Origin of the sequence: Rubrobacter aplysinae, from assembly GCF_001029505.1 — a bacterium.
Classification (GTDB): domain Bacteria; phylum Actinomycetota; class Rubrobacteria; order Rubrobacterales; family Rubrobacteraceae; genus Rubrobacter_A; species Rubrobacter_A aplysinae.
The window spans coordinates 117027-136835 of record NZ_LEKH01000004.1 but is presented as its reverse complement, the minus strand read 5'-3'; the positions used below and the strand labels follow the sequence as shown (position 1 = coordinate 136835).

Genomic DNA, 19809 nt, shown 5'->3' with positions numbered 1-19809 from the left:
GACGGCTCCACGAAGCCGGCTCTAGCTAACGCGGTCCGCGCCTCCCTTGGAGCCTCTCGAACGGCGCGAGCTCCAGACCCAGACCGCAGCGACGAAAGCCAGCGCGGCGACGAGGGCTATCGGGCGTTCCAGCAGGTGTAGCGTCTCGCCGGTGAGGCCAGCTATCACACGGTCCTTGAAGACCATCTCCACCGCCACGAACACGAGCACCCCGGCCCCGGCGTACACGATCCAGCCGAAACGGTTCATCAGGTTAGAGAGTAGCTGGCTGCCGTAGATTATTAGCGGGATGGTTAGCGCGATGCCGAACAGGAGTAACCACAGGTTCCCGCCCGAGACCCCGACCAGCGCGACCACGTTATCCAGCGACATCACCACATCGGCCACGATGATTATCCTGACCGCCTGCCAGATGTTCGTGCCGGCGGAGACATCCTCGTGCTCGGAGTGGTTGTCGGCCACGAGCCTCCAGGCTATCCACAACAGGAGCAGACCGCCCGCGACCTGCAGGAACGGTATCTGGAGTAGAAACGTTACCACGGCGGCGAAAAGGAGCCTCAAGGCGACCGCACCGAAGGTGCCGAGGAAGATCGCCCGTCTACGGGTTTTGCCCTCCAGATTGCGGACGGCCAGCGCGATCACCACCGCGTTATCGCCGGAGAGGATCAAGTCTATAGCCACGATCCCCAGGAACCGGACCAGAAGCTCCCCGCTTAGAAAGTCCATCTAGCGAAGCCTCCTTCCGGGGGCCGAGTCCCCTGCCCACCGGGGCACAGGATATGCCTCACACGTCTCATACACCTTACGCGTTATACATTCGATACCGAGTATGGCCCTACTCCTTTCGAGGAGAGGCCGCGGATGACAGCCGGGGATTTCACCAGACCTCGCCACGTCTCACCACGACCAGCACTGGACACGTCGTGGTCTCGCCCGTCGCGCCGGATGCACCTTGATGAGCTCAAGGCCACACCCTCGCCCGCGACCGACCGGGAGCTGGAACTACCCCACACTCCGTATTGACGACCGGCCGCTCCCGCGCTACTCGGTAGTACGATTCGAGAATCGCGGGCGGCTACTCCCCTGCTTACAGACCGGGAATATATGCCTGTAACGTCCCGCTGTCAACGCTCCGTGTTTGTCCTACGCCCGCACCGCCCCCGCTAGAGCCTCACACCCGCGCTCTCGGTGATCCTGCCGGCGAACAGGAAAGCGGTCTGCCGCAGGCTCGTCTCCAGGTCGAACGGGTGGAGGGCGCTCGTGGCGTCCCGGGGTATCACCACGTCGTACCAGCGCAGGGCGGCGCTCGCGGCGGTGTAGTGGACACAGATGTTGGCGACGGTGCCGCAGATCACGAGCGACTCCACGCCCCAGAGCCTTAGAAAATGGTCCAGGTGAGTGCCGTAGAAGGCGTCGTAGCGGACCTTCTGGATCACGGTCTCGTCGCCGCGCGGTGCTAGCTCCTCGACTATCCGGTGGCCCCAGGAGCCCTTGCGGGCGTGCTCGGGCCAGATCTCCCACTCCGGGTCGCCCTCGTCGTGGGTGTCCTGCGAGAAGACCACCCTCGCGCCGGATGCGCGGGCCTTTTCGAGTAGCTCCCGTATTCGGGGTATCGTGGCCTCCGCGTCGGGCACCTGTAGCGCGCCGCCGTCCTTCACGAAGTCGTTCTGCATGTCCACGACTATCAAGGCCGTACGGGCGGGGTCGAGATCCACCCCCGCGTGTACCTCGTACTCCGGTACTTCTAGCGTGCGGGCCATCGCGCCTCCTCTGCTTTCTCTTGCTCCCTCTTCCGTCTCTTTATGTTTCTTCTGTTCCGTCCAGAGTCTACCCGGGGTAGGCCGGAGAGACGGGAAAATCCAGGAGAGGTTTGTCGTGGCAAGTCCCCGGGTAACGTGGCTCCGACGTGGAAGACCCTAAGCAAGCTCGGGAAAGGTAGGAGCATGGCACTAGGTGGAAACTTGAACCCGGACGACCTGCAGAAGTACGTCGGAGACCTGAACTTTCCGGCCCAGAAGGACGAGGTAGCCTCCAAGGCCGAAGAAAACGGCGCGCCGCAGGAGGTAGTGGACCAGATCAAGGGCGTGGACAAGCAGGAGTTCTCCAACCTGGGTGACCTGCAGTCGACCCTTGGCAACCTCCTGTAACACCCCCCGTAACCTCTGAAAACCCTGTGAAGGGTTTGAAGGGTTCTCTTCTCCCCCGGTAATCGGCGGAGATCTCGCCGATTACCGGGGGAGATTAGCGTTTGGCTTCGTACTCCGCATCGACCCCGGTACCGCCTCCGCCCCTTTGCATGGTGTACCGTTCTCGCCAGGTTGCGGGCGAGTTGCGGGCGGATAACGGAGAGAAACATGAGAACGGGAAACGACACAGAGGAAGAGCCGGGAGTCTGGACCGACAGGGAAGAGCTACGGGAGCGGCTCGACCGCTACACGGACGTGCCGCTCGCGCTCGCCTCCCTGGCGCTCTTATTGCTGGCCCTGATAGAGCTCGGCGGCGAGGTCGGGGAGCCGTGGCGGGGACGGCTCGCCGTGCTCGGCTGGGCGCTGTGGGCGCTGTTCCTGACGGAGTTCGTCGTGAAGTTCGTCCTCGCCCCGGACAAGCGCCGCTACCTGCGCCGCCACTGGCTCGACGCGCTTACCGTCCTCGTGCCCTTCCTGAAGTTCCTGCGGCTGGCGCGGGTCCTGCGAGCAACCCGCGCCCTGCCAGTGTTCCGGCTGCTGGTCTTCGGCGGCCGGGGGTCGGGGGCCGCGCTCGTGCTCCTCAAGCGCCGCCGGCTCGGGCAGCTCGCCATAATCTCGGCGCTGGTGGTGTTCATAGGGGCGGCGCTGGTCTTTATCCTGGAGGCTGGCGCGCCCCGGAGCCGGATCGAGGACTTCGGAGACGCCCTGTGGTGGGCGGCAACCACGATGACCACGGTCGGCAGCGGGATAGAGCCTGTTACCGCCGGCGGCCGCGTCCTGGCCTTCTCGCTCATGCTCTACGCCGTCGGGATCTTCTCGTACTTCATCGCCTCCATCTCTTCCGTACTCGTCGGTCTGGATTCCCGGCAGACCGGGCCCGCAGACTCCAGAGAGCTCGGAGATGCCACGGAGCCCGGAGCGGGGCCCCGGCTCGAAGAGCACGAGGTCGAGGCGCTGCGCGCCATACTCGACCGCCACGAGCGGCGGTAGGTCCCGCACCGGTAGCGCCGGGCGCGGCGTGGTTTATACTCTTGCCCTTGTAGAGGCTTTTAGAGGCTCGTAAGCTCGCAAGATCTAAAAAGACCCGGAGTAACCACCAGGAAAGCAGTGAGAAGTTGGAGCTCGTACACGCCGCCGTAGACTGGATGATCTCCTTCGCCGGTTCCCCCTACGCGCTGGCGGCGCTGTTCGTGTTCGCCTTCTGGGAGTCGAGCTTCTTCCCGCTACCGCCGGACCCGCTCCTCATAGCGATGGCCGTCGGAAAGCCCGAGTCCGCGCTGTGGTACGCCGCAATCTGTACGGTGGGCTCGGTGCTCGGCGCGATGCTCGGCTACCTGATCGGCCTCAAGGGCGGCCGCCCGATAGCCGAGCGGCTCTTCAAGCAAGAGAGGCTCGACGCGGCCTCCGGTCTCTACCGGCGCTACGACGCCTGGGCCGTTATCGCCGCCGCGATGACCCCGGTCCCGTTCAAGGTCTTTACCATCACCGCCGGCCTCGCCCGGGTAAACTTCAAACGCTTCGTCGTGGCCTCCGTGATCGGCCGCGGCCTCCGCTTCTTCGCCATCGGGGCCGCGGTCTTCTTCTTCGGACCCACGATACAGCGGGTCCTCGACCAGTACTTCGAGCTCCTCACCATAGGCTTCCTGGCGCTCATCATCCTCGGCTTCGTCGCCGTCCGCTACGGCGGCGCCTATCTCCACCGCCGCAACCAGGACACCGAGAGCGGCAAGAAGGGCAAGCTGCTCGGCTAAACTCAGCCAAAATCGGATAAAGCTCCGCCGGACCCCGCGATGGTCGCGGACCCCGGCGGAGTCTGTGGCTATGTGGCTATATTCCTCTTTTCTCCCCTCTCCCCGCTCTGCTAGCCGCCTATCTCGACACCTTCGAACTCCACGGTCACGGGCTCTGTGAATACCTTGCTCTGTTCCCGGCTCTTGCCTTCCAGCTGGTGGCGGCCGTAGAAGTCCGGGGCCTGTAGCTCGGCACGCAGCGTGTAGGTGCCGGTCTCGGGGACGCTGAAGTTGTTGGAGTAGTGCTTGAAAGTCGACCAGTAGAAGCCGAGATCGTGCCGGTCCACAGCCTCGCCCGACTCGTCGAGCACGGTCAACCTGACATCCATGTACGGGACGAACTGCCCGCTCTCACGGTCGTAGGGGAGTATCTCTATGTGGTTGGTCTCGTCCGGGGCCGGCTCGCGCCACCGCAGGTTACCCGGCTCGCCTTCCCACCAGCTCTCCGCGTCCTCGACGATGTAGCCGACCCTGTACCCGTCGACCACCTTCTCCCCACCGGCTTCCTCGATCTCCTCCTGGGCCGCCGAGTAAGCCCCGGTGACGGCGGATAGCCCCGAGTCACCCTCCGCGCTCGTGCTTTCTCCCGTGGTGCCGGACATCGTCCCCGGACCTCCGGAGGTCGTCCCACCAGCCTCACTCGCGGCGCTCGTCTGACCCATCTCCCCGGCCCCGGTAGTGCTCTCCTCCGCAGCTGCCTCCTGGCTCGATTCTTGACTCGTGTCCTGGACCGCGCTCTGCCCGCAACCCGCCACGAGCAAGAGCGCAAGAAGCGCCGCCAGTAGAACCGGCGCCCGCAACAGCCTCGCCTCCGCCAAAACCTACCTCCCGTCTCTCCGGCGCGCCCCGGAGTCCGGGGACTCTACCCCCTGCATCGTGCGCACCGGTGGTTTTTATTGCACATGCTTCTCAGTACCATTTGCAAGCTACCGACAAGAGAGGAGACATTCAAACGGGGTGTGATCCAGGTCTGTGATCCGGATCAAACACGCGGGAAAACGCCAGGATAGCGAGCATCTCGGGCGAGCGGGATCGCTCAGGTTTCTTCTGGAGGCTTTCTAGAGGTTTTCTAGGATTTCGAGGATTTCGAAGGTTTCTTGCGCTCCCGCCGCAGCACCGGCAGGATCTCCCCCACCACCAGAGCGGAGAGCACGAGCGCCGCGCCCGCGAGTTGCACGGCGTTCAGCCGGTCTCCGGCGAGCCAGTAGCCGAAGAAGGCGGCGAACACCGGCTCCATCGTGAGGACGATGGCCGCGCGGGCCGCCGGTATGTGACGCTGCACGCTGGTCTGGATGTAATACGCCCCGGCAGAGGCGACGAGCCCGGTCAAAAGCAGCGCGAACACCACCTCGCCGGGTGGCAGGGTAACGGGCTCGAAAAGGGGCCACGCGACCAGGAAGATCACCGCCACCGAGAGCATCTGCGCCGCCGCGAGCCCCGAGGCGTCGAACTCCCGGGAGTAGCGCGAGAGCAGTGCTATGTGGGTGCCGAGCGCGACGGCGCACAGGAGTACCAGAGCGTCCCCCAGCCGCGCCTCGGTCGGGCTCCCGCCCGCCAAAAACAAGAGGCCCAAGACGCTCGCGGCTATGGCCAGTCCGATCTGGCGTGAGATCCGTACCCCGAAGAGGAGGCGGTCCATTATAGGAGCGAACACGACGAACAGGCCGGTGATGAGCCCGGCGTTGGTCGGCGTCGTATACAGCAGGCCCGCGGTCTGGGAGAGGTACGAGAGCGCGAGCACCACCCCGATTCCGCCACCGACGGCGAGCGTGCGGCGCGTCATCCGGCGGAAGAATGGGGACATCGCAACCGCCGCGAGCCCGAAGCGCACCGCCAGAAACGCGAACAGGCCGTACACCGCTATGGCATCCTGCACCACCACGAACGTCCAGCCCCACACCATCGTTACCCCGACGAGCGCCAGCGTGTAGAGTAGCCTCATAGGACAGGCATTCTAGAGTACATCGGGGCCTAGAGGGGAAGAATGAAACCAGCAAGATCCACCAAGAGCAACGCAGGAAGATACGGGAGGTAAAGATGTCGGATAACGCTCCGACCGGGGGGAGACGGATGCCCTATACGGAACACGTCCCAGAAGGCGGGGGCACCGGATACGGAGGCTCCAAAGACCCGCTCGTCCTGCTGCACGCTTTCCCGCTGCACGGCGGGATGTGGGAGCCTCAGCTAGAGGCGCTAGCGGAGTCGCGGCGTGTGATCCTGCCGGACTACCCGGGCTTCGGCCGGGCCGCCTCCGAGCCGGTCCCGGCGGTGCCGGAGATGGGCTACTACGCCGAGGCCCTGCGGGAGCTGCTCGACCGTCTGGGTCTGGAGCGGGTCGTGCTCGGCGGCATCTCGATGGGCGGCTACGTGGCCTTCGCCGCGCTGCGCGGCTTCCCCGAGCGGATCTCCGGCCTCATCCTCGCCGACACCAACGCCGCCCCGGACACCGAGGAGGCCCGCCGGGGCCGCAACGAGACCGCCGCACTCATAGCCGAGAGCGGGGTCGGGATACTACCGGGCCTGCTCACCGAGCGGCTGCTCTCGGAGCACACCCGCCGCGAGAGCCCACAGACCGTCGAGCGGGTTCAGCAGATGATGCTGGATAGCTCCCCCGACGGGGTGGTCGCCGCGCTCGGGGCCCTGCGCGAGCGCCCGGACTCCACGCCGCTGCTCGGGGAGATACGCGTGCCCACCCTCGTCGTCGGGGGCGAGGAAGACGCCCTCTCCCCTCCGGAGACGATGGCCGGCATGGCCGACGCGATACCGGACTCCCGCCACGTCGTGCTCTCCGAGGCCGGTCACCTCTCCAACCTGGAGTCCCCCGGGAAGTTCAGCGCCGCGCTCTCGGGGTTCTTGGAAGAGACGTAACCGGAGGAAACCGGAGGAGGGTTATCGCTCGTCTCACCGGAGACGCGGCGCTTCGGTTAGAATCGGTCTCTGTGACGCGGATAGTCCACACCTCCGACCTGCACTTCGGCAGGCCCTCGGTATCCGAGCAGCTAGACTGCATGGAGGAGAGCGTCCGGGGGCTCACGCCCGACGCGATAGCCGTCTCCGGGGATCTCACCCAGCGGTGCTCGGCCCCGGAGTTCGAGCAAGCCCGGAGTTATCTGGAGCGGATGCGGGAGATCGCGCCGGTGCTGGTCATACCCGGCAACCACGACATCCGGTGGCTCGGGGCCGTCGCCCGCAACCTAGGGCTATTCGGACGCCAGGCCCACGAGTTCAAGTACTCCCGGTATTTCCGCTACATATCGAAGGACCTCAGCCCGACACTGGAGGTGCCCGGCGCGGTTATAGCCGGGATCAACACGGCGCACGGCATAAGCCGGGGCTCGCTGACCCGCCGCTTCAGGGACCTCGGCGTCATCGGGCACGTCAAGCGCCGGGACGTCGAGGAGGTTGCAAAAGCTTTCGAGAAGGCGGACCCGGATGCGGCGCGCATCGTCATGATCCACCACAACCCGGTCAAGGGCGAGAGAACCGGACGCCACGGCCTCGCGAACACCAAAGAGGCGCTGCGCTCGTTCTCGGAGCTCGGAGCCGAGCTCGTGCTGTGCGGCCACGACCATCAGGAGGCCATCCACACCCTGGAAAGCCTGGAGGAGACGGCGCCCGGGCTCGTGATCTCGACCGCCGGCACCATCTCCAACCGCGTCAGGGCCGGCAGGCCGTCCAGCTTCAACCTCGTAGAGACCACGGAGCAAGATATGGGGATCACGACCTACTCCTGGAAGACCGGAGCCTTCCGGCCCTCAAAGCAACGGGTCTTCCGCAGGGCCTCCGCCTCCGGCCGCGTCTAGAGCTTTAGAGCTTCTCTGGTAAATCATGGGGCAATCTGGCCTAGGAGCTCTGCGTCATAGCGGGGTACGCCTCTCCGGCGGGCCGGTGCGCGCGGGTTGGTATAATCCGTGACGAGGGCCACGCCAAGAGGGGCCAAGAGGGAGGTAGCGACAGATGTGGAGCAGGCTTACCCGCGGCGGCGACGGTCTACCCCGCGAGAAGGTAGACGCCATAGTACGGCTGATAGACCAGTACCTCTCCGAAGAGGCGGAGTTGAGGAACCTCCAGTCCGACAAGCAGACCATCCACCCCCGCGACCTACCGCCCGAAAAGCGCCAGGCTCTCATAGACGAGATCTACTCCATCCTAGGTGACGAGAAGAAGTAGCCGCGAGCCACGACGAGCCTCGCGTCGAGAAATAGAGAAACAACTCGTGCACGATACCGGGCTCGTGGACGTTCCACCAGGTAGCTCACAACTCCGTGGCTGGATCACCCCATCAAGCTACCGGCGCAAAAGCGGCGACAGCCGGGATAGCCGCCGCCGCTTCCATACGCTTGCATACACTTACATACCGGGCTAGCTCAAGCTAGCCTGGCTCTCTCGCTACTCTCTGTGTAGCACGCCCTCTTTAGCCAGTGGAGCCAGCGTCTGGCCCTTCATCGGCGCGTCGCCGAGCGCCTCGTCTACGGCGTCGAGGGTGGAACGGGATAGCTCGACCCCGGAAGCCGCCGCGTTCGCGTGCACCTGCTCGGGCCGCGAGGCCCCGATGATCGCCGATGCGAGCTCCGTCCGGCGCAGCACCCACGCCAGCGCGAGCTCGGGCATCGTAAGCCCGGCGTCCTCTGCTACCGGTAGTAACCTCTGCACGGCTTGTAGGGCCTCGTCGCTCATTACGACGCTCATGGACTCGTTCATGGACTCGTTGGCCGCCCGGGAGTCCGCGGGCAGGGGCTCGCCGGGGCGGTACTTGCCGGTCAAAAGACCCTGGGCGAGCGGCGACCACACTATGTGGGAGAGGCCGTTCTCCTGGGTCAGGGGGAACACCTCAGCCTCCGGAGCCTGCCACAGCATGGAGTACTGGGGCTGGCTCGAGACGAAGAGGTCGGGGCCCGCAATGTCTATCGCGGCCTGGATCTGCTCCGGCGTCCACTCGCTGAAGCCCAGGTAGCGGGCCTTGCCGCTCTCGACGACCTGCTGCAGGGCCTCGATGGTCTCCTCTATGGGCACGCCCGTATCGAAGCGGTGGGCCTGGTAGAGGTCCACGTAGTCGGTCTGTAGCCGTCTGAGCGAGGCGTCTATCTGCTTACCTATCTGGTCCGCTGAAAGTCCCTTCTCCGCGGGGTCGTCGGACATCTGGCCCCAGACCTTGGTTGCCAGCACGTAGGAGTCGCGGGGCCTCTTCGAGAGTATCTTGCCCCACGCCTCCTCGGCCGCGCCCCTGCCGTAGACGTTGGCGGTGTCGAAGAAGTTGATGCCGGCCTCGAAGGCCGCCTCCGTACAGGCCTCCGTCTGATCGAACTCCACACCGCCCGAGTACGTGAGCCAGGAGCCCAGAGCTATCTCCGAGACCTCCAGATCCGATGAACCCAATTTCCTATAACGCATCTCCGCTTCCCTCCTCCGAGTGGCTTTATCGTCGACGCTTGCCTATCCGGGCCGGTTACAGACCCGTACCGTAGCTTTCCCGGTCCGCCATGATCCACGCATCGGTCATACATCAACGTGGATTCTGACTCGCGCGGCCTCTCCTATTTGAATTCTTCGGATTAGCCGGCTGGTGTCCCGGGTACTTACCGCTCTGATAATAGTACGCGGATGGTATGCAGGTTACGCAGGTCGCTGCGCGAGGACCGGAAAGGGGCGCCATGCAGCTCTCGCCCAGGGAGCAAGAGAAGCTCATGATCTTTACCGCGGCGGAGGTTGCCCGCAAGAGGTGGGAGCGGGGACTGAAGCTGAACTACCCGGAGGCGGAGGCGATCATCTCCGCCGACATCTTAGAAGGCGCGCGCGATGGTAAGAGCGTATCCGAGCTTATGAGCCTCGGCGCGAACATCCTTTCGCGCGAGGACGTGATGGACGGGGTTCCGGAGATGGTGAGCCAGATCCAGATCGAGGCCACCTTCCCGACAGGATCGAAACTCGTAACCGTCCGCAACCCGATCACCTGAATCATTCAAAAACGGCAAATAACCCGAGGAGATACGCATGATACCTGGTGAGTCCATGCCAAAAGAGGGCTACCTGGAGTTCAACACCGACCGCGAGACCGTGAGCCTGAGCGTGACCAACACCGGCGACCGGCCCGTAATGGTCGGCAGCCACTACCATTTCTTCGAGGCGAACAAGGCGCTCTCCTTCGACCGCGAGAAAGCGTACGGTATGCACCTCAACTTGCATGGGGGCTCCTACGTGCGCTTCGAGCCGGGCGACGAGCACGACCTGGAGCTCGCAGCCTTCGCCGGAAACCGGGTGGTACACGGCTTCAACGGCCTCGTGGAGGGCCCGCTGGACGACCCGCAGGTCAAGGAGGCGGCGTTGCGGAGCGCCCGGGAACAGGGCTTCATAAGGGAGGACGGCTAATGGCCCGGCAAGACAGGCGGCAGCACGCCCAACAGATCGGGCCGACCACGGGCGACAGGGTGCGCCTGGCCGACACCGAGCTCATCGTAGAGGTGGAAGAGGACAAGACCGTGTACGGCGAGGCGGCGGTCTTCGGCAGCGGCAAGACCATCCGCGACGGCATGGCCCAGGGCACCGCGACCCGCGACGAGGGTGCCGTGGACCTGGTGTTGACCGGCGTGCTCGTGCTGGATCACTCAGGGATAGTGAAGGCGGACGTCGGGATAAAGGACGGCCTCATCGCCGGCATAGGCAAGGCCGGCAACCCCGACACGATGGAGGGCGTGACCATAAAGATCGGGGCCTCCACCGACGTTCTCGCGGGCGAGGGATCCATCGTCACCGCGGGCGGCGTTGACCCGCACGTCCACTTCGTCGAGCCCCAGCAGGCCGAGCACGCCCTGGCCTCCGGCATAACCACCCGCCTCGGCGGCGGCACCGGCCCCGTAACGGGCTCCGTGGCGGCCACCACGACCCCCGGCGAGTGGAACATGTCCCGGATGCTGGAGTTCGCCGACGAGGTGCCGCTGAACCTGGGCTTCTTCGGCAAGGGCAACTCCTCGCGCCCCGAGGCCCTGCGCGAGCAGGTCGCCGCCGGGGCCTGCGGCCTCAAGCTGCACGAGGACTGGGCCGCCACGCCGCAGACGATCCGCACCTGCCTCTCCGTCGGCGACGAGACCGACATGCAGGTCCCGATCCACACCGACAGCCTGAACGAGGCGGGCTTCGTCGGGGACACGGCCGCCGCCTTCGAGGGCCGTACCATCCACACCTTCCACACCGAGGGCGCGGGCGGCGGCCACGCGCCGGACATCATGGCGCTCGCCGGGCTGCCGAACGTGCTGCCGAGCTCGACCTCCCCGACCCGCCCCTACACCACCGACACCGTGGACGAGCACGTGCCGATGGTGATGGTCGTCCACAGCCTCAACCCCAACGTCGCTGAGGACGTGGCGCTGGCCGAGAGCCGCATCCGGGCCGAGACCATCGCCGCCGAGGACGTGCTGCACGACATCGGGGCGCTTTCGATGATGTCCTCGGACTCGCAGGCGATGGGCCGGGCGGCCGAGGTGTGGCAGCGCACCTTCCAGACGGCGGACAAGATGAAGCGCCAGCGCGGCCACCTACCCGAGGACACCCACTACCAAGACAACCACCGCGTGAAGCGCTACCTCGCAAAATGCACCATAAACCCGGCCATAACCCACGGAATCTCCGAGCACGTGGGCTCCGTCGAGGAGGGCAAGATGGCCGACCTCGTGGTGTGGCAGCCGGCGTTCTTCGGCGTGAAGCCATCCTACGTCATAAAGGGCGGCCTGGTGGCGCAGGCCATGCTCGGAGACCCGAACGCCTCAGTCCCGAGCCCCGGGCCCGTACTCTCCCGCCCGATGTTCGGCTCCTTCGGCAAGGTCAAGCACGCCACGAGCCTCACCTTCGTCTCCCGGCAGGCGGCGGAGAGCGACCTCACAGAGCGGCTCGGGCTGGGCACGCGCCTCGCCCCGGTGCGGAATACCCGTTCCCTTGGCAAGTCGGACATGATCCACAACGACTACGTCGGGGAGGTGAAGGTGGACCCGGAGACCTACGAGGTCCAGGTGGACGGCGAGTACATAACCTGCGAGCCGGCCTCCGAGATCTCCATGAACCAGCGGTACTTCCTTTTCTAGTGGGTAGCCTGAACCCGCAGGCGCTGCTCGGGCTGCTCCAGATCTCGGACTCCGCCTTCCCCACCGGAGCCTTCGCCCACTCCCTCGGCCTCGAAGCCTTCCAGGCGGCCGGGGAGCTAGAGGGAAAGGAGCACCTGGCACGGGCCGTGAGCCTGCATCTGGAGCCGATGGCGACCTCGGACTGCGTCGCGCTGCGGGCCGCCCGCACGGCGGGCTCTTCGGAGGAGCTGGTACACGCAGACCGCCTGCTCGCGGCGACCAGGCCGACCCGCGAGCTGCGGCAGGCCAGCGCCGCAACGGGCCGGAGGTTTGCGGCCAGCGTCGTGGCGCTCGGGGTGGAGGATGAGTTGCTCCGGGAGTTCGCCGGGCTCTCGCGGGAGGGCGGCACGCCCGGCAGCCTCGCCGTGGCCCACGGGGTGGCGGCCCGGGCGCTCGGGACCGGGGTGGAGGAGGCGCTCCACGCGTATCTGTACGCGAGCGCCGCCGCGCTGGTCGCCGCGGGACAGAAGCTGATCCCACTCGGCGGCGGCGCCGCCCAACGCGTGCTCTTCGAGCTTCGCGGGAAAATACAGACAGCGGTACAGGACAGCGAACGACTGGAGGTAGAGGACATGTACACATTCGCACCACTGGTGGACGCGCGCTCGATGCAGCACGAGCGTCAGAGAGTAAGGCTGTTCGTCTCGTGAGTGCGCGGGAGGGCAAGAAAGCAGCACTCAGGATAGGTGTGGGTGGCCCGGTAGGCTCCGGCAAGACGGCGCTCGTGGCCGAGCTTTGCCGCAGGCTCTCGGGGGAGTACGAGATCGCTGCCGTCACCAACGACATCTTCACCCGCGAGGACGCCGAGGCCCTGCAAAAGGCCGCCGTATTGCCGGAAGGCCGGGTCGTGGGCGTGGAGACCGGCGGCTGCCCGCACACCGCCATCCGCGACGACGTCTCGGTGAACCTGGAGGCGATCGAGGGACTAGAGGTGGACCTGCCGGGCCTGGATCTCATCCTCGTCGAGAGCGGCGGCGACAACCTGGCGGCTTCGTTCTCGCCGGAGCTTGTTGACGCCTCGATCTACGTCGTGGACGTCGCCGGCGGCGAGAAGGTACCGCGCAAGGGCGGCCCCGGCGTGACCCGCTCGGAGCTTCTCGTTATAAACAAGACCGACCTCGCCCCGCTCGTCGGTGCTGATGTATCAGTGATGCAACACGATGCACACGAGCTACGCGGAGACGCCCCGACGATACCGGCGGCGGTGCTACACGGAGACGGTGTCCCCGAGATAGCCGACTGGATCCGAGCCGCCGTAGACGAGCGCGAGTGGATCCCGGCCGAGTCCACCATCCGGGGAGACGGCAGCCATGAGCACGACCACGCCCACGATCACTAGAGTCGGCCAGCGCGGCGAGCTGCGCCTGGAGCTCGCGCAACGAGGGGATCGCACCGCGCTGCGGGACCGCTACTGGAGCGCGCCATTCGGTCCGGTGTGGGCCAATCACCCCGGGCAGGACGGGACGGCGGAGCTCCAGATCACGAACCCCGCCGGCGGCGTGCTCGGCGGGGACGCCTACGAGATGCAGATAAACCTCGGCCCCGGCTCCTCCGCCACCCTCCTGAGCCAGGGCGCGAACCGTATCTATCGGGGCCCGCCGGCGAGCCAGCACGCCCTCTTCCACGTGGAGGATGGCGCGTGCCTGGAATATCTGCCGCACCACCTGATCCCGTTCGCGGGCTCGCACTATCAGTCCGAGAACGAGTTTCGCCTCTCCGCTGGCTCGACCCTGATCACGTGGGAAGCCCACTCCGCCGGGCGTATCTCCCGGGGTGAGCGTTTCGCCTTCGACCGCCTATGTGCCAGAACGCGCATCACACGCGACGGCCTCCCCCTGATAGTAGACGGCCTGGATCTCCCCGGCGGGGGCGAACCGTTCGCCGGGTACGACTACACCTCCACCCTCTACGTCTGTTCGCCGGGGGAACTCGGGGGGCTGGCCGGGGAGCTGCACTCTTTCCTCGACGCGCTGCCCGGAACGCTGGCCTCCGCGAGCGCCCCGGAGCGTGGGCTGTGCACGGGACGTGTACTCGCCCGGAACGCGCCCGCCCTGTACCGGGCGTTGAACGGCGGCAGGCGCGTGATCCGGCGCTACCTGGGCCTGTCGCCTCCGGTACGCGACCTCCGGTAGCTACCCGGGCTCAGGAGCCTTCCAGACCTTCCTCGAACGCCGTCCAGGCCAGGGTGGCGCACCGGATGCGCGAGGGATACCGAATCACGCCGCCGAGCGCGGCCAGCTCTTCGGTGTCGGAAAACTCGCCGTCACCGGTCATCCGGGACTTGAAGCCCGCTATCTCGGCCTCGGCCTCCTCCCGGCTCTTACCGGTGAGACGCTCGGTCATCATGGACGCCGAGGCCTGGGATATGGAGCAGCCCCGGCCCGTGAAGCGGACCTCCGAGACCGTGTCGCCGTAGAAGGCGGCGTATACCGTTACCTCGTCGCCGCACAGCGGGTTTAGCAGGTGGTTTTCGAGGTCAGCGTTATCCAGAGCGCCCCGGTTACGGGGACGCTCGGAGTGGTCCATTATTACCTGCGCGTGCAGGTCCCGCATCCCGTCCATGATGCTATTTTACAGCGCGTCTCCGGCTCCAGAGCCAGATCACGGCCGCCAGCACGCCAGCACCGATGACCACGGGTACGAGGCGCTTTACCACCGCGTCCCGGCTGGCCTCGCCGAGATCGAGCGGCTCCGGCTCCGGGGCATCCTGGTTGAGTATCCTGCGCCGCGGCTGCTCCTCCGTGGTCTCGGAACCCACGCCGGAGCCTTCGGAGCCGTTGTCGACGCTCGTGCCCGAAGAGGCGCCGTTGGCCGTCGTACCGCTGGCCACCGTTCCACTGGCCAGGTCAGCCTGGACACCGGCTGCGACCGGCTCCTCGCGGACGTTCTGGCCCATGATCTCCCGCTCCAGGCAGTCGGCGAACTGGTCGAAGATCTTGGTCGCTACCTCCTGCTGCATGCCTCTGCCGAACTGGGCTGCTTTGCCCGTGATCTGCATGTCCGTCTCCACCTTTACCCGCGTGGAGCCGCCCTCGTCGTGCAGCGTGGAGGTGATCGTGGCCGACGCCGTACCCTGCCCCCGGGCGTCCTTACCATCTGCCCTCAAGACCGCCCGGCGGTTGTCTTCATTCACCTCTTCGTAGTGGACGGTGCCGTTGTACTTCTGGGAGACGGGCCCCATCCGTACCGTCATAACGCCCTCGTACTCGTCCCCGGACTCGCCCGTGAGAGAGGCACCGGGCAGGCAGGGGGTGACCCTTTCGAGATCCAGCATAACGTCCCACGCCTCTTGGACGGGTGCCTCGACGGTGAACTCGTTTTCGAGCTTCAAGCGGCCTCCTTTCGTATAGCATTCAGCTATTAGCCGTCAGCCGTTGGCTCTTTGCTCACTGATAGCCGACCGCTAACATCTGAGGGCGCGGTTTGCGGGTAGCGAGCCGCTCTATGCCTTGACGCCGCTGGAGATCTCCTGCTCCAGGCACTCCGAGAACCGGGTCATCACCTTCGAGGCGACCTCCTTGTGCATGCCCTTGCCGAACTGGGCGGCCTTGCCCGTGATCTGCATCTCCGTCTCCACGGTTACCCGCGTGGAGCCGCCCTCGTCGTGCAGCGTGGAGGTGATCGTGGCCGAGGCGGTCCCCTGTCCCCGGGCGTCCTTGCCGTCGGCCCGGAGTACGGCGCGGCGGTTCTCTTCATCCACCTCTTCGTAGTGGACGGTACCGTTGTACTTCTGGGAGACGGGCCCCATCTTTACCGTCATAACGCCCTTGTACTCGTCCCCGACCTGCTCGGTCAGCGCGGCGCCGGGCAGGCAGGGCGTGACCCGCTCGATGTCCATCAGCGCCTCCCAGGTGCGCTCGACGGGCACGTCTACCGTAAACTCGTTCTCCAGCTTCATGCCTTGCTCCTTTCCCCTGTTTCCCTATCTTTCCCTACCAGTTGCGGGATACATCATACTCTCAAGCCGCCACAGATCCTCACCCGTATCCACGTCGGCGGGGTCGGCTACGCCGTCACAGGGGACCTCGGTGACGAGATCCTGCCGCTCCCGTAGCACCGACCGGGCCCCGGCGTCGCCGGAGAGGTTCTCGGCCAACATCGGCCACAGCCCGCGCGCGAAGAGCGCCGGGTTCCGCTGCTCGTCGCCGTAGGTGGCTACCGCCGCCTGCGCCCCTGAGGCACACGACGAGATCCCGAGCCTGACTGAGGTGGACATCCCGGCCCTCCATTCCGGGTTCTCCACCACTTTCAAATCCCGCGCCCTATAGAGTTCGCACGCCTCACGCACCTCGCCGGCCCGCGCCCCGGCGACGATCACGATCTCGTCTACCGGCGCCTCTATCATGCCCGAGAGGGTCGCCTGTATGAGGGGCAGGCCGCCGTAGTCGGCGAAGAGCTTGTCCCCGGGGTCGCCCCCGAAGCGGCTCCCGCCTCCGGCGGCCAGCAGTATGAGCGAGATGCCCGACGAGCCATCATCCACGGTTAGCCTCCTCGAAGCCAGCGGCGTGGATAGGACCGGAGCGGTCGGCGAGACGCCCACCCTCGTGGCCGGTTCGCAGCGCGATGATCTCGGCCGAGATCGCCACCGCCGTCTCCTCGGGGGTGCGAGAGCCGAGGTCGAGGCCGACGGGGCTGGCTATGCGCGAGAGCTGCTCGTCGGTAACGCCCTCCTCTCGCAGGCGGGCGGTACGGTCTTCGTGGGTGCGGCGGCTGCCCATCGCGCCGATGTATCCGGCTTCGGTGTCGAGCGCGGCCTTTAGTACCGGCACGTCGAACTTCGGGTCGTGGGTGAGGACGCAGATCACGGTCCGCCCGTCTACCTCCGCCGTCTGCAAAAAGTCGTCGGGCCACGACACGACTACCTCGTCGGCGCTCGGGAACCTCTCGCGGGTGGCGAACACTGGCCGGGCGTCGCAGACAGTGACCCGGTAGCCCATGAACTTGCCCATCTTCGCGACCGCCCCGGCGAAGTCTATGGCCCCGAAGACGTACATCCGGGGCGGCGGCGCAAACGAGTTTACGAAGACGGTCACGTCCTCCATCCGGCGCTGTCCCCGGGGGCCGTAGTGCCGCTGCCCGGTCTGGCCGCCTTCGAGCATCCCCCGCGCCCCGTCGGCGACGGCCCTCTCGAGCTCCTCGTCGTCCAGCTCTCCGTCGTGGGCCTCCGGCGTGACCAGCAGCCGGCCGCCGGGCGTAACGCCGGATTCTTCGGCGGTATGTATAACCGTGGCGACGGCTATCGGGGACTGCTCCGAGAGCGCCCGCCGCAACGTCTCCGCCTGACCGTCGTCCGCCACCGGCTCGACGAAGATGTGGATGATGCCGCCGCAGGTCAGCCCCACACCGAAGGCCTCGTCGTCGGAGATACCGTAGGTAACGAGCTTCGCGCCGCCGCCCTCTATGGCGGCCATGCACTCCTCGAAGACTGCGGGCTCGACACAGCCGCCGCTAACAGAGCCCACGACCTGCCCGTCCTCGTTCACGGCCATCATCGTGCCGGGACCGAGCGGCCCGGAACGCTCGACCTTTACCACGGTGGCGAGCGCGGCCTTCTTGCCGGCTTCACTCCAGGCCGCCACCTTCTCCACGACCGGGTTCATGCGTCACCTCCAGCGACTACCAGGGGCTCCCGTCCGGCGCCCGACCGGGAGACGGCCCGGGCGAGTTCCTCAAGCGACTCCAGATTGTTACCCGGCAGGAACTCGTCCACGTGGGGCAGCGCGGTAGCCATCCCGCGCGCCAGGGGCTGGTAGCCGGGGGATGCCTTGAGGGGGTTTACCCAGATCACTTTGTGAGCCAATCGGCCAAGACGCCGCATCTGCTCGTCCAGCACCCCGGTGTCCCCCCGGTCCCAGCCGTCGGATAGCACCACGACCACCGCGCCGCGCGCCATGCCACGCTGCCCCCAGCGGTCCACGAACTCCTTCATCGTGTCGCCGAGCCGCGTACCGCCAGACCAGTCCTCGACGGCGGCAGAAGCGGCCGCGAGCGCCTGGTCCGGATCTCGGGTGCCGAGCTCACGGGTGACGCGCGTTAGCCGGGTCCCCATCACGAACGCCTCGACAGGCTCGCCGGATGCGACGCCCGCGTGAACGAAGCGCAGCAGCGCCCGGCTGTACGGGGCCATCGAGCCTGAGACGTCGCAGAGGGTCACGACCCGCCGCGGCCTCTGCCGGGCGCGCCGGAAGTGAGGCCGAATCGGCTCGCCGCCGGTCTGCATGGCGCGGCGCAGGGTACGCTTCATGTCGTGGCGGCCCCGGTGGGCGGGCTCGGGGCGGCGGCTGCGCCGCATCGCCCCGGCGAGGCTTACCTGCGCGAACATCCGGTTCATCTCCGCGAGCTCCTCCGGCGTACAACGCGCAAAGTCCCGTTTACGTAGCACGTCCACCGGGCTGTAGCGCAGCCGGACCTCCTCCTCCCCGGCCTCGTCGCGCTCCGCCTTCCTCTTCGCAGGCTGCACGGAGTCCTCCACGGGGGGAAGCTCGATCTTCGGCCCCGGTATGCCGCGTCCGGCGGGCTTCGCCTCGCCCTCCCAGAAAGCGTGGAACGCCCTATCGTAGACCTCCCTGTCCTCAGGCTTGGAACACAGCGTGGCGCGCCCGGCCCAGTACACTTCCTCACGGCTCGTTACGTCCAGTTCCTCCAGGGCGCGGACGAATTCCACGGTGCGGTCGGTCCCGACGTTCAGCCCGGCGCGGCGCAGCAGCCGCCCGAAAGTGGTGGCCGCCGCGAGCACGGGCGGTCGGCCGTTGCCGGCGCTCTCAGGCACCGCCGCTCCCGGAGCGGCCCGCGGTTCCCATTCCTCCCATGATCGCGGAGAGGCTTGATCCGAGTGTGCGTTGTTGATCCTCACGATACTTGACCACCGAGCCTAGTGTAGCCTCGATCAGGCCCTCGTCCAGCTCCTTCGCCCCGAGGGCGACGAGCGACTCGGTCCAGTCCAGCGCCTCGGCGACACCCGGCGACTTGTACAAGCCCATCCCGCGCAGGCTCTGCACGGCCTCTGCCACCTGCCGGGCCAGGCGCTCGTCCGCGCCGGGTACTCGGAGGCGTACGATCTCGACCTCGCGTTCGAGCGTGGGGTGATCTATGTAGAAGTACAGGCAGCGGCGCTTGAGGGCGTCGTGTACCTCGCGGGTACGGTTGGAGGTGATGACGGCTATCGGGGGGCGGGCGGCGGCGACGGTGCCGAGCTCGGGGATGGTGATCGCGAACTCCGACAACACCTCCAACAGAAACGCCTCGAACTCGTCGTCGGCCCGGTCAACCTCGTCTATTAGAAGCACCGGCGGGTTCTCGCCGTGATGCTCCAGCGCCTGCAGTAGCGGCCTGCCGACCAGGAACTCCCGCGTGTACAGCTCGTCCTCGACTCTTTTGCGGTCCTCGTCCTCACCGAAAGCTTCGGTGGTGCGGATGTGCAGTAGCTGGCGGGCGTAGTCCCAGTCGTAGACGGCCTGGCTCGCGTCCATGCCCTCGTAGCACTGCAGCCGGATCAGGGGCGTATCCAGTACACGCGATAGGGTCTTCGCAACCTCGGTCTTGCCAACCCCGGCCTCGCCTTCCAGAAACAGCGGGCGTCCGAGCTTGAGAGCCAGGAAGATCGCGGTGGACAGCCCCTCGTCGGAGAGGTAGCCGTCCTTTTCCAGGGTTTCCCGCAGCTCGGTCGGGCGGGAGACGCCGGGGGGCAGTGCCCCCCGGTCTCCGTTTAGTGCCTCGCTCAAA

The 19809-nt window shown here is 66.4% G+C and carries 24 protein-coding genes; 12 read left to right on the top strand and 12 right to left on the bottom strand.

What is annotated here, in order from left to right; translation table 11 throughout:
• Positions 1-21: 21 nt before the first annotated feature.
• Together ABD53_RS05950 and ABD53_RS05945 are read right to left on the bottom strand one after the other, a co-directional pair.
• On the bottom strand, positions 22-726 hold the full coding sequence (locus ABD53_RS05950) for a TerC family protein (protein ID WP_047864838.1): 705 nt from the start codon (positions 724-726) through the stop codon (positions 22-24).
• A 437-nt stretch (positions 727-1163) separates the two neighbouring features.
• Complete coding sequence (locus ABD53_RS05945) at positions 1164-1760, bottom strand: cysteine hydrolase family protein (RefSeq protein ID WP_047864837.1); 597 nt, start codon at positions 1758-1760, stop codon at positions 1164-1166.
• A gap of 183 nt (positions 1761-1943) precedes the next feature.
• Here ABD53_RS05945 and ABD53_RS17220 point away from each other — a divergent pair, with 183 nt between their 5' ends.
• The 3 genes from ABD53_RS17220 (at position 1944) to ABD53_RS05930 (ending at position 3937) form a co-directional block, all read left to right on the top strand.
• On the top strand, positions 1944-2147 hold the full coding sequence (locus tag ABD53_RS17220; protein WP_160309636.1) for a DUF2795 domain-containing protein: 204 nt from the start codon (positions 1944-1946) through the stop codon (positions 2145-2147).
• 207 nt (positions 2148-2354) lie between these two features.
• Positions 2355-3176 (top strand): ion transporter, encoded by an 822-nt coding sequence (locus ABD53_RS05935; RefSeq protein WP_047864835.1) that lies wholly within the window; start codon positions 2355-2357, stop codon positions 3174-3176.
• Between the two features lie 125 nt (positions 3177-3301).
• Positions 3302-3937 carry a YqaA family protein gene (locus tag ABD53_RS05930; RefSeq protein WP_053057739.1) on the top strand — a complete coding sequence of 212 codons (636 nt, stop codon included), beginning with the start codon at positions 3302-3304 and terminating at the stop codon, positions 3935-3937.
• Positions 3938-4047: 110 nt separating this feature from the next.
• On the opposite strand, the gene ABD53_RS05925 is transcribed toward ABD53_RS05930, so the two are convergent.
• Both ABD53_RS05925 and ABD53_RS05920 read right to left on the bottom strand, forming a co-directional pair.
• A complete protein-coding gene (locus tag ABD53_RS05925; RefSeq protein ID WP_053057738.1) occupies positions 4048-4794 on the bottom strand; it encodes an iron transporter in 747 nt (248 codons plus the stop codon).
• Positions 4795-5045: 251 nt separating this feature from the next.
• Positions 5046-5918 carry a DMT family transporter gene (locus tag ABD53_RS05920; RefSeq protein WP_047864834.1) on the bottom strand — a complete coding sequence of 291 codons (873 nt, stop codon included), beginning with the start codon at positions 5916-5918 and terminating at the stop codon, positions 5046-5048.
• Between the two features lie 128 nt (positions 5919-6046).
• On the opposite strand from ABD53_RS05920, the gene ABD53_RS05915 reads away from it, so the two are divergent.
• From ABD53_RS05915 to ABD53_RS05905, 3 genes are all read left to right on the top strand, one after another.
• Positions 6047-6844 carry an alpha/beta fold hydrolase gene (locus ABD53_RS05915; RefSeq protein ID WP_047864833.1) on the top strand — a complete coding sequence of 266 codons (798 nt, stop codon included), beginning with the start codon at positions 6047-6049 and terminating at the stop codon, positions 6842-6844.
• A 71-nt stretch (positions 6845-6915) separates the two neighbouring features.
• On the top strand, positions 6916-7779 hold the full coding sequence (locus ABD53_RS05910) for a metallophosphoesterase family protein (RefSeq protein WP_047864832.1): 864 nt from the start codon (positions 6916-6918) through the stop codon (positions 7777-7779).
• Between the two features lie 154 nt (positions 7780-7933).
• Positions 7934-8146: a hypothetical protein gene (locus ABD53_RS05905; RefSeq protein ID WP_047864831.1), complete on the top strand. Its 213-nt coding sequence runs from the start codon at positions 7934-7936 to the stop codon at positions 8144-8146.
• A gap of 219 nt (positions 8147-8365) precedes the next feature.
• Here ABD53_RS05905 and ABD53_RS05900 read toward each other — a convergent pair whose 3' ends face one another.
• Positions 8366-9367, bottom strand: a complete 1002-nt coding sequence (locus tag ABD53_RS05900) for an aldo/keto reductase family protein (protein ID WP_047864830.1) — start codon at positions 9365-9367, stop codon at positions 8366-8368.
• 260 nt (positions 9368-9627) lie between these two features.
• Here ABD53_RS05900 and ABD53_RS05895 point away from each other — a divergent pair, with 260 nt between their 5' ends.
• From ABD53_RS05895 to ABD53_RS05870, 6 genes are read left to right on the top strand one after another with little or no spacing between them, the layout of a single operon-like run.
• Positions 9628-9930: an urease subunit gamma gene (locus ABD53_RS05895; RefSeq protein WP_047864829.1), complete on the top strand. Its 303-nt coding sequence runs from the start codon at positions 9628-9630 to the stop codon at positions 9928-9930.
• A gap of 37 nt (positions 9931-9967) precedes the next feature.
• Positions 9968-10342, top strand: coding sequence for an urease subunit beta (locus ABD53_RS05890; RefSeq protein WP_047864828.1), 375 nt, complete (start codon positions 9968-9970; stop codon positions 10340-10342).
• Entirely contained in the window at positions 10342-12048 is a 1707-nt protein-coding gene (gene ureC, locus ABD53_RS05885; protein ID WP_047864827.1) for an urease subunit alpha, read from the top strand. The genes ABD53_RS05890 and ureC overlap by 1 nt, the downstream gene beginning before the upstream one ends.
• A complete protein-coding gene (locus tag ABD53_RS05880) occupies positions 12048-12737 on the top strand; it encodes an urease accessory protein UreF (protein WP_047864826.1) in 690 nt (229 codons plus the stop codon). Before ureC ends, ABD53_RS05880 begins: the two co-directional genes overlap by 1 nt.
• Before the next feature lie 38 nt (positions 12738-12775).
• Entirely contained in the window at positions 12776-13426 is a 651-nt protein-coding gene (ureG, locus tag ABD53_RS05875; RefSeq protein WP_268778272.1) for an urease accessory protein UreG, read from the top strand.
• A complete protein-coding gene (locus tag ABD53_RS05870) occupies positions 13398-14219 on the top strand; it encodes an urease accessory protein UreD (protein ID WP_047864824.1) in 822 nt (273 codons plus the stop codon). The genes ureG and ABD53_RS05870 overlap by 29 nt, the downstream gene beginning before the upstream one ends.
• A 10-nt stretch (positions 14220-14229) precedes the next feature.
• On the opposite strand, the gene sufU is transcribed toward ABD53_RS05870, so the two are convergent.
• From sufU to ABD53_RS05835, 7 genes are all read right to left on the bottom strand, one after another.
• Entirely contained in the window at positions 14230-14649 is a 420-nt protein-coding gene (sufU, locus tag ABD53_RS05865; RefSeq protein WP_047864823.1) for a Fe-S cluster assembly sulfur transfer protein SufU, read from the bottom strand.
• A 4-nt stretch (positions 14650-14653) separates the two neighbouring features.
• The gene (locus ABD53_RS05860; RefSeq protein WP_047864822.1) at positions 14654-15418 is read right to left on the bottom strand and encodes an SRPBCC family protein; all 765 of its coding nucleotides are present in this window, start codon (positions 15416-15418) and stop codon (positions 14654-14656) included.
• Positions 15419-15529: 111 nt separating this feature from the next.
• Entirely contained in the window at positions 15530-15985 is a 456-nt protein-coding gene (locus ABD53_RS05855; protein WP_053057737.1) for an SRPBCC family protein, read from the bottom strand.
• 24 nt (positions 15986-16009) lie between these two features.
• A complete protein-coding gene (locus ABD53_RS05850; RefSeq protein WP_047864821.1) occupies positions 16010-16567 on the bottom strand; it encodes a nucleotidyltransferase family protein in 558 nt (185 codons plus the stop codon).
• A complete protein-coding gene (locus ABD53_RS05845; protein ID WP_047864820.1) occupies positions 16560-17687 on the bottom strand; it encodes an XdhC family protein in 1128 nt (375 codons plus the stop codon). Before ABD53_RS05845 ends, ABD53_RS05850 begins: the two co-directional genes overlap by 8 nt.
• Entirely contained in the window at positions 17684-18856 is a 1173-nt protein-coding gene (locus ABD53_RS05840; RefSeq protein WP_047864819.1) for a vWA domain-containing protein, read from the bottom strand. The genes ABD53_RS05845 and ABD53_RS05840 overlap by 4 nt, the downstream gene beginning before the upstream one ends.
• Positions 18849-19808: an AAA family ATPase gene (locus ABD53_RS05835; protein WP_053057736.1), complete on the bottom strand. Its 960-nt coding sequence runs from the start codon at positions 19806-19808 to the stop codon at positions 18849-18851. Before ABD53_RS05835 ends, ABD53_RS05840 begins: the two co-directional genes overlap by 8 nt.
• Position 19809 lies beyond the last annotated feature (1 nt).

What these genes read in the sequence shown, in the direction of transcription:
- ABD53_RS05950 (WP_047864838.1), bottom strand. Translation starts at nt 726, where the DNA reads ATGGACTTTCTAAGCGGGGAGCTTCTGGTCCGGTTCCTGGGGATCGTG.
- sufU (WP_047864823.1), bottom strand. Translation starts at nt 14,649, where the DNA reads ATGGACGGGATGCGGGACCTGCACGCGCAGGTAATAATGGACCACTCC.
- ABD53_RS05845 (WP_047864820.1), bottom strand. Translation starts at nt 17,687, where the DNA reads ATGAACCCGGTCGTGGAGAAGGTGGCGGCCTGGAGTGAAGCCGGCAAG.
- ABD53_RS05920 (WP_047864834.1), bottom strand. Translation starts at nt 5,918, where the DNA reads ATGAGGCTACTCTACACGCTGGCGCTCGTCGGGGTAACGATGGTGTGG.
- ABD53_RS05855 (WP_053057737.1), bottom strand. Translation starts at nt 15,985, where the DNA reads ATGAAGCTGGAGAACGAGTTTACGGTAGACGTGCCCGTCGAGCGCACC.
- ABD53_RS17220 (WP_160309636.1), top strand. Translation starts at nt 1,944, where the DNA reads ATGGCACTAGGTGGAAACTTGAACCCGGACGACCTGCAGAAGTACGTC.
- ABD53_RS05915 (WP_047864833.1), top strand. Translation starts at nt 6,047, where the DNA reads ATGCCCTATACGGAACACGTCCCAGAAGGCGGGGGCACCGGATACGGA.
- ABD53_RS05945 (WP_047864837.1), bottom strand. Translation starts at nt 1,760, where the DNA reads ATGGCCCGCACGCTAGAAGTACCGGAGTACGAGGTACACGCGGGGGTG.
- ABD53_RS05890 (WP_047864828.1), top strand. Translation starts at nt 9,968, where the DNA reads ATGATACCTGGTGAGTCCATGCCAAAAGAGGGCTACCTGGAGTTCAAC.
- ABD53_RS05895 (WP_047864829.1), top strand. Translation starts at nt 9,628, where the DNA reads ATGCAGCTCTCGCCCAGGGAGCAAGAGAAGCTCATGATCTTTACCGCG.
- ABD53_RS05905 (WP_047864831.1), top strand. Translation starts at nt 7,934, where the DNA reads ATGTGGAGCAGGCTTACCCGCGGCGGCGACGGTCTACCCCGCGAGAAG.
- ureC (WP_047864827.1), top strand. Translation starts at nt 10,342, where the DNA reads ATGGCCCGGCAAGACAGGCGGCAGCACGCCCAACAGATCGGGCCGACC.
- ABD53_RS05870 (WP_047864824.1), top strand. Translation starts at nt 13,398, where the DNA reads ATGAGCACGACCACGCCCACGATCACTAGAGTCGGCCAGCGCGGCGAG.
- ABD53_RS05900 (WP_047864830.1), bottom strand. Translation starts at nt 9,367, where the DNA reads ATGCGTTATAGGAAATTGGGTTCATCGGATCTGGAGGTCTCGGAGATA.
- ABD53_RS05935 (WP_047864835.1), top strand. Translation starts at nt 2,355, where the DNA reads ATGAGAACGGGAAACGACACAGAGGAAGAGCCGGGAGTCTGGACCGAC.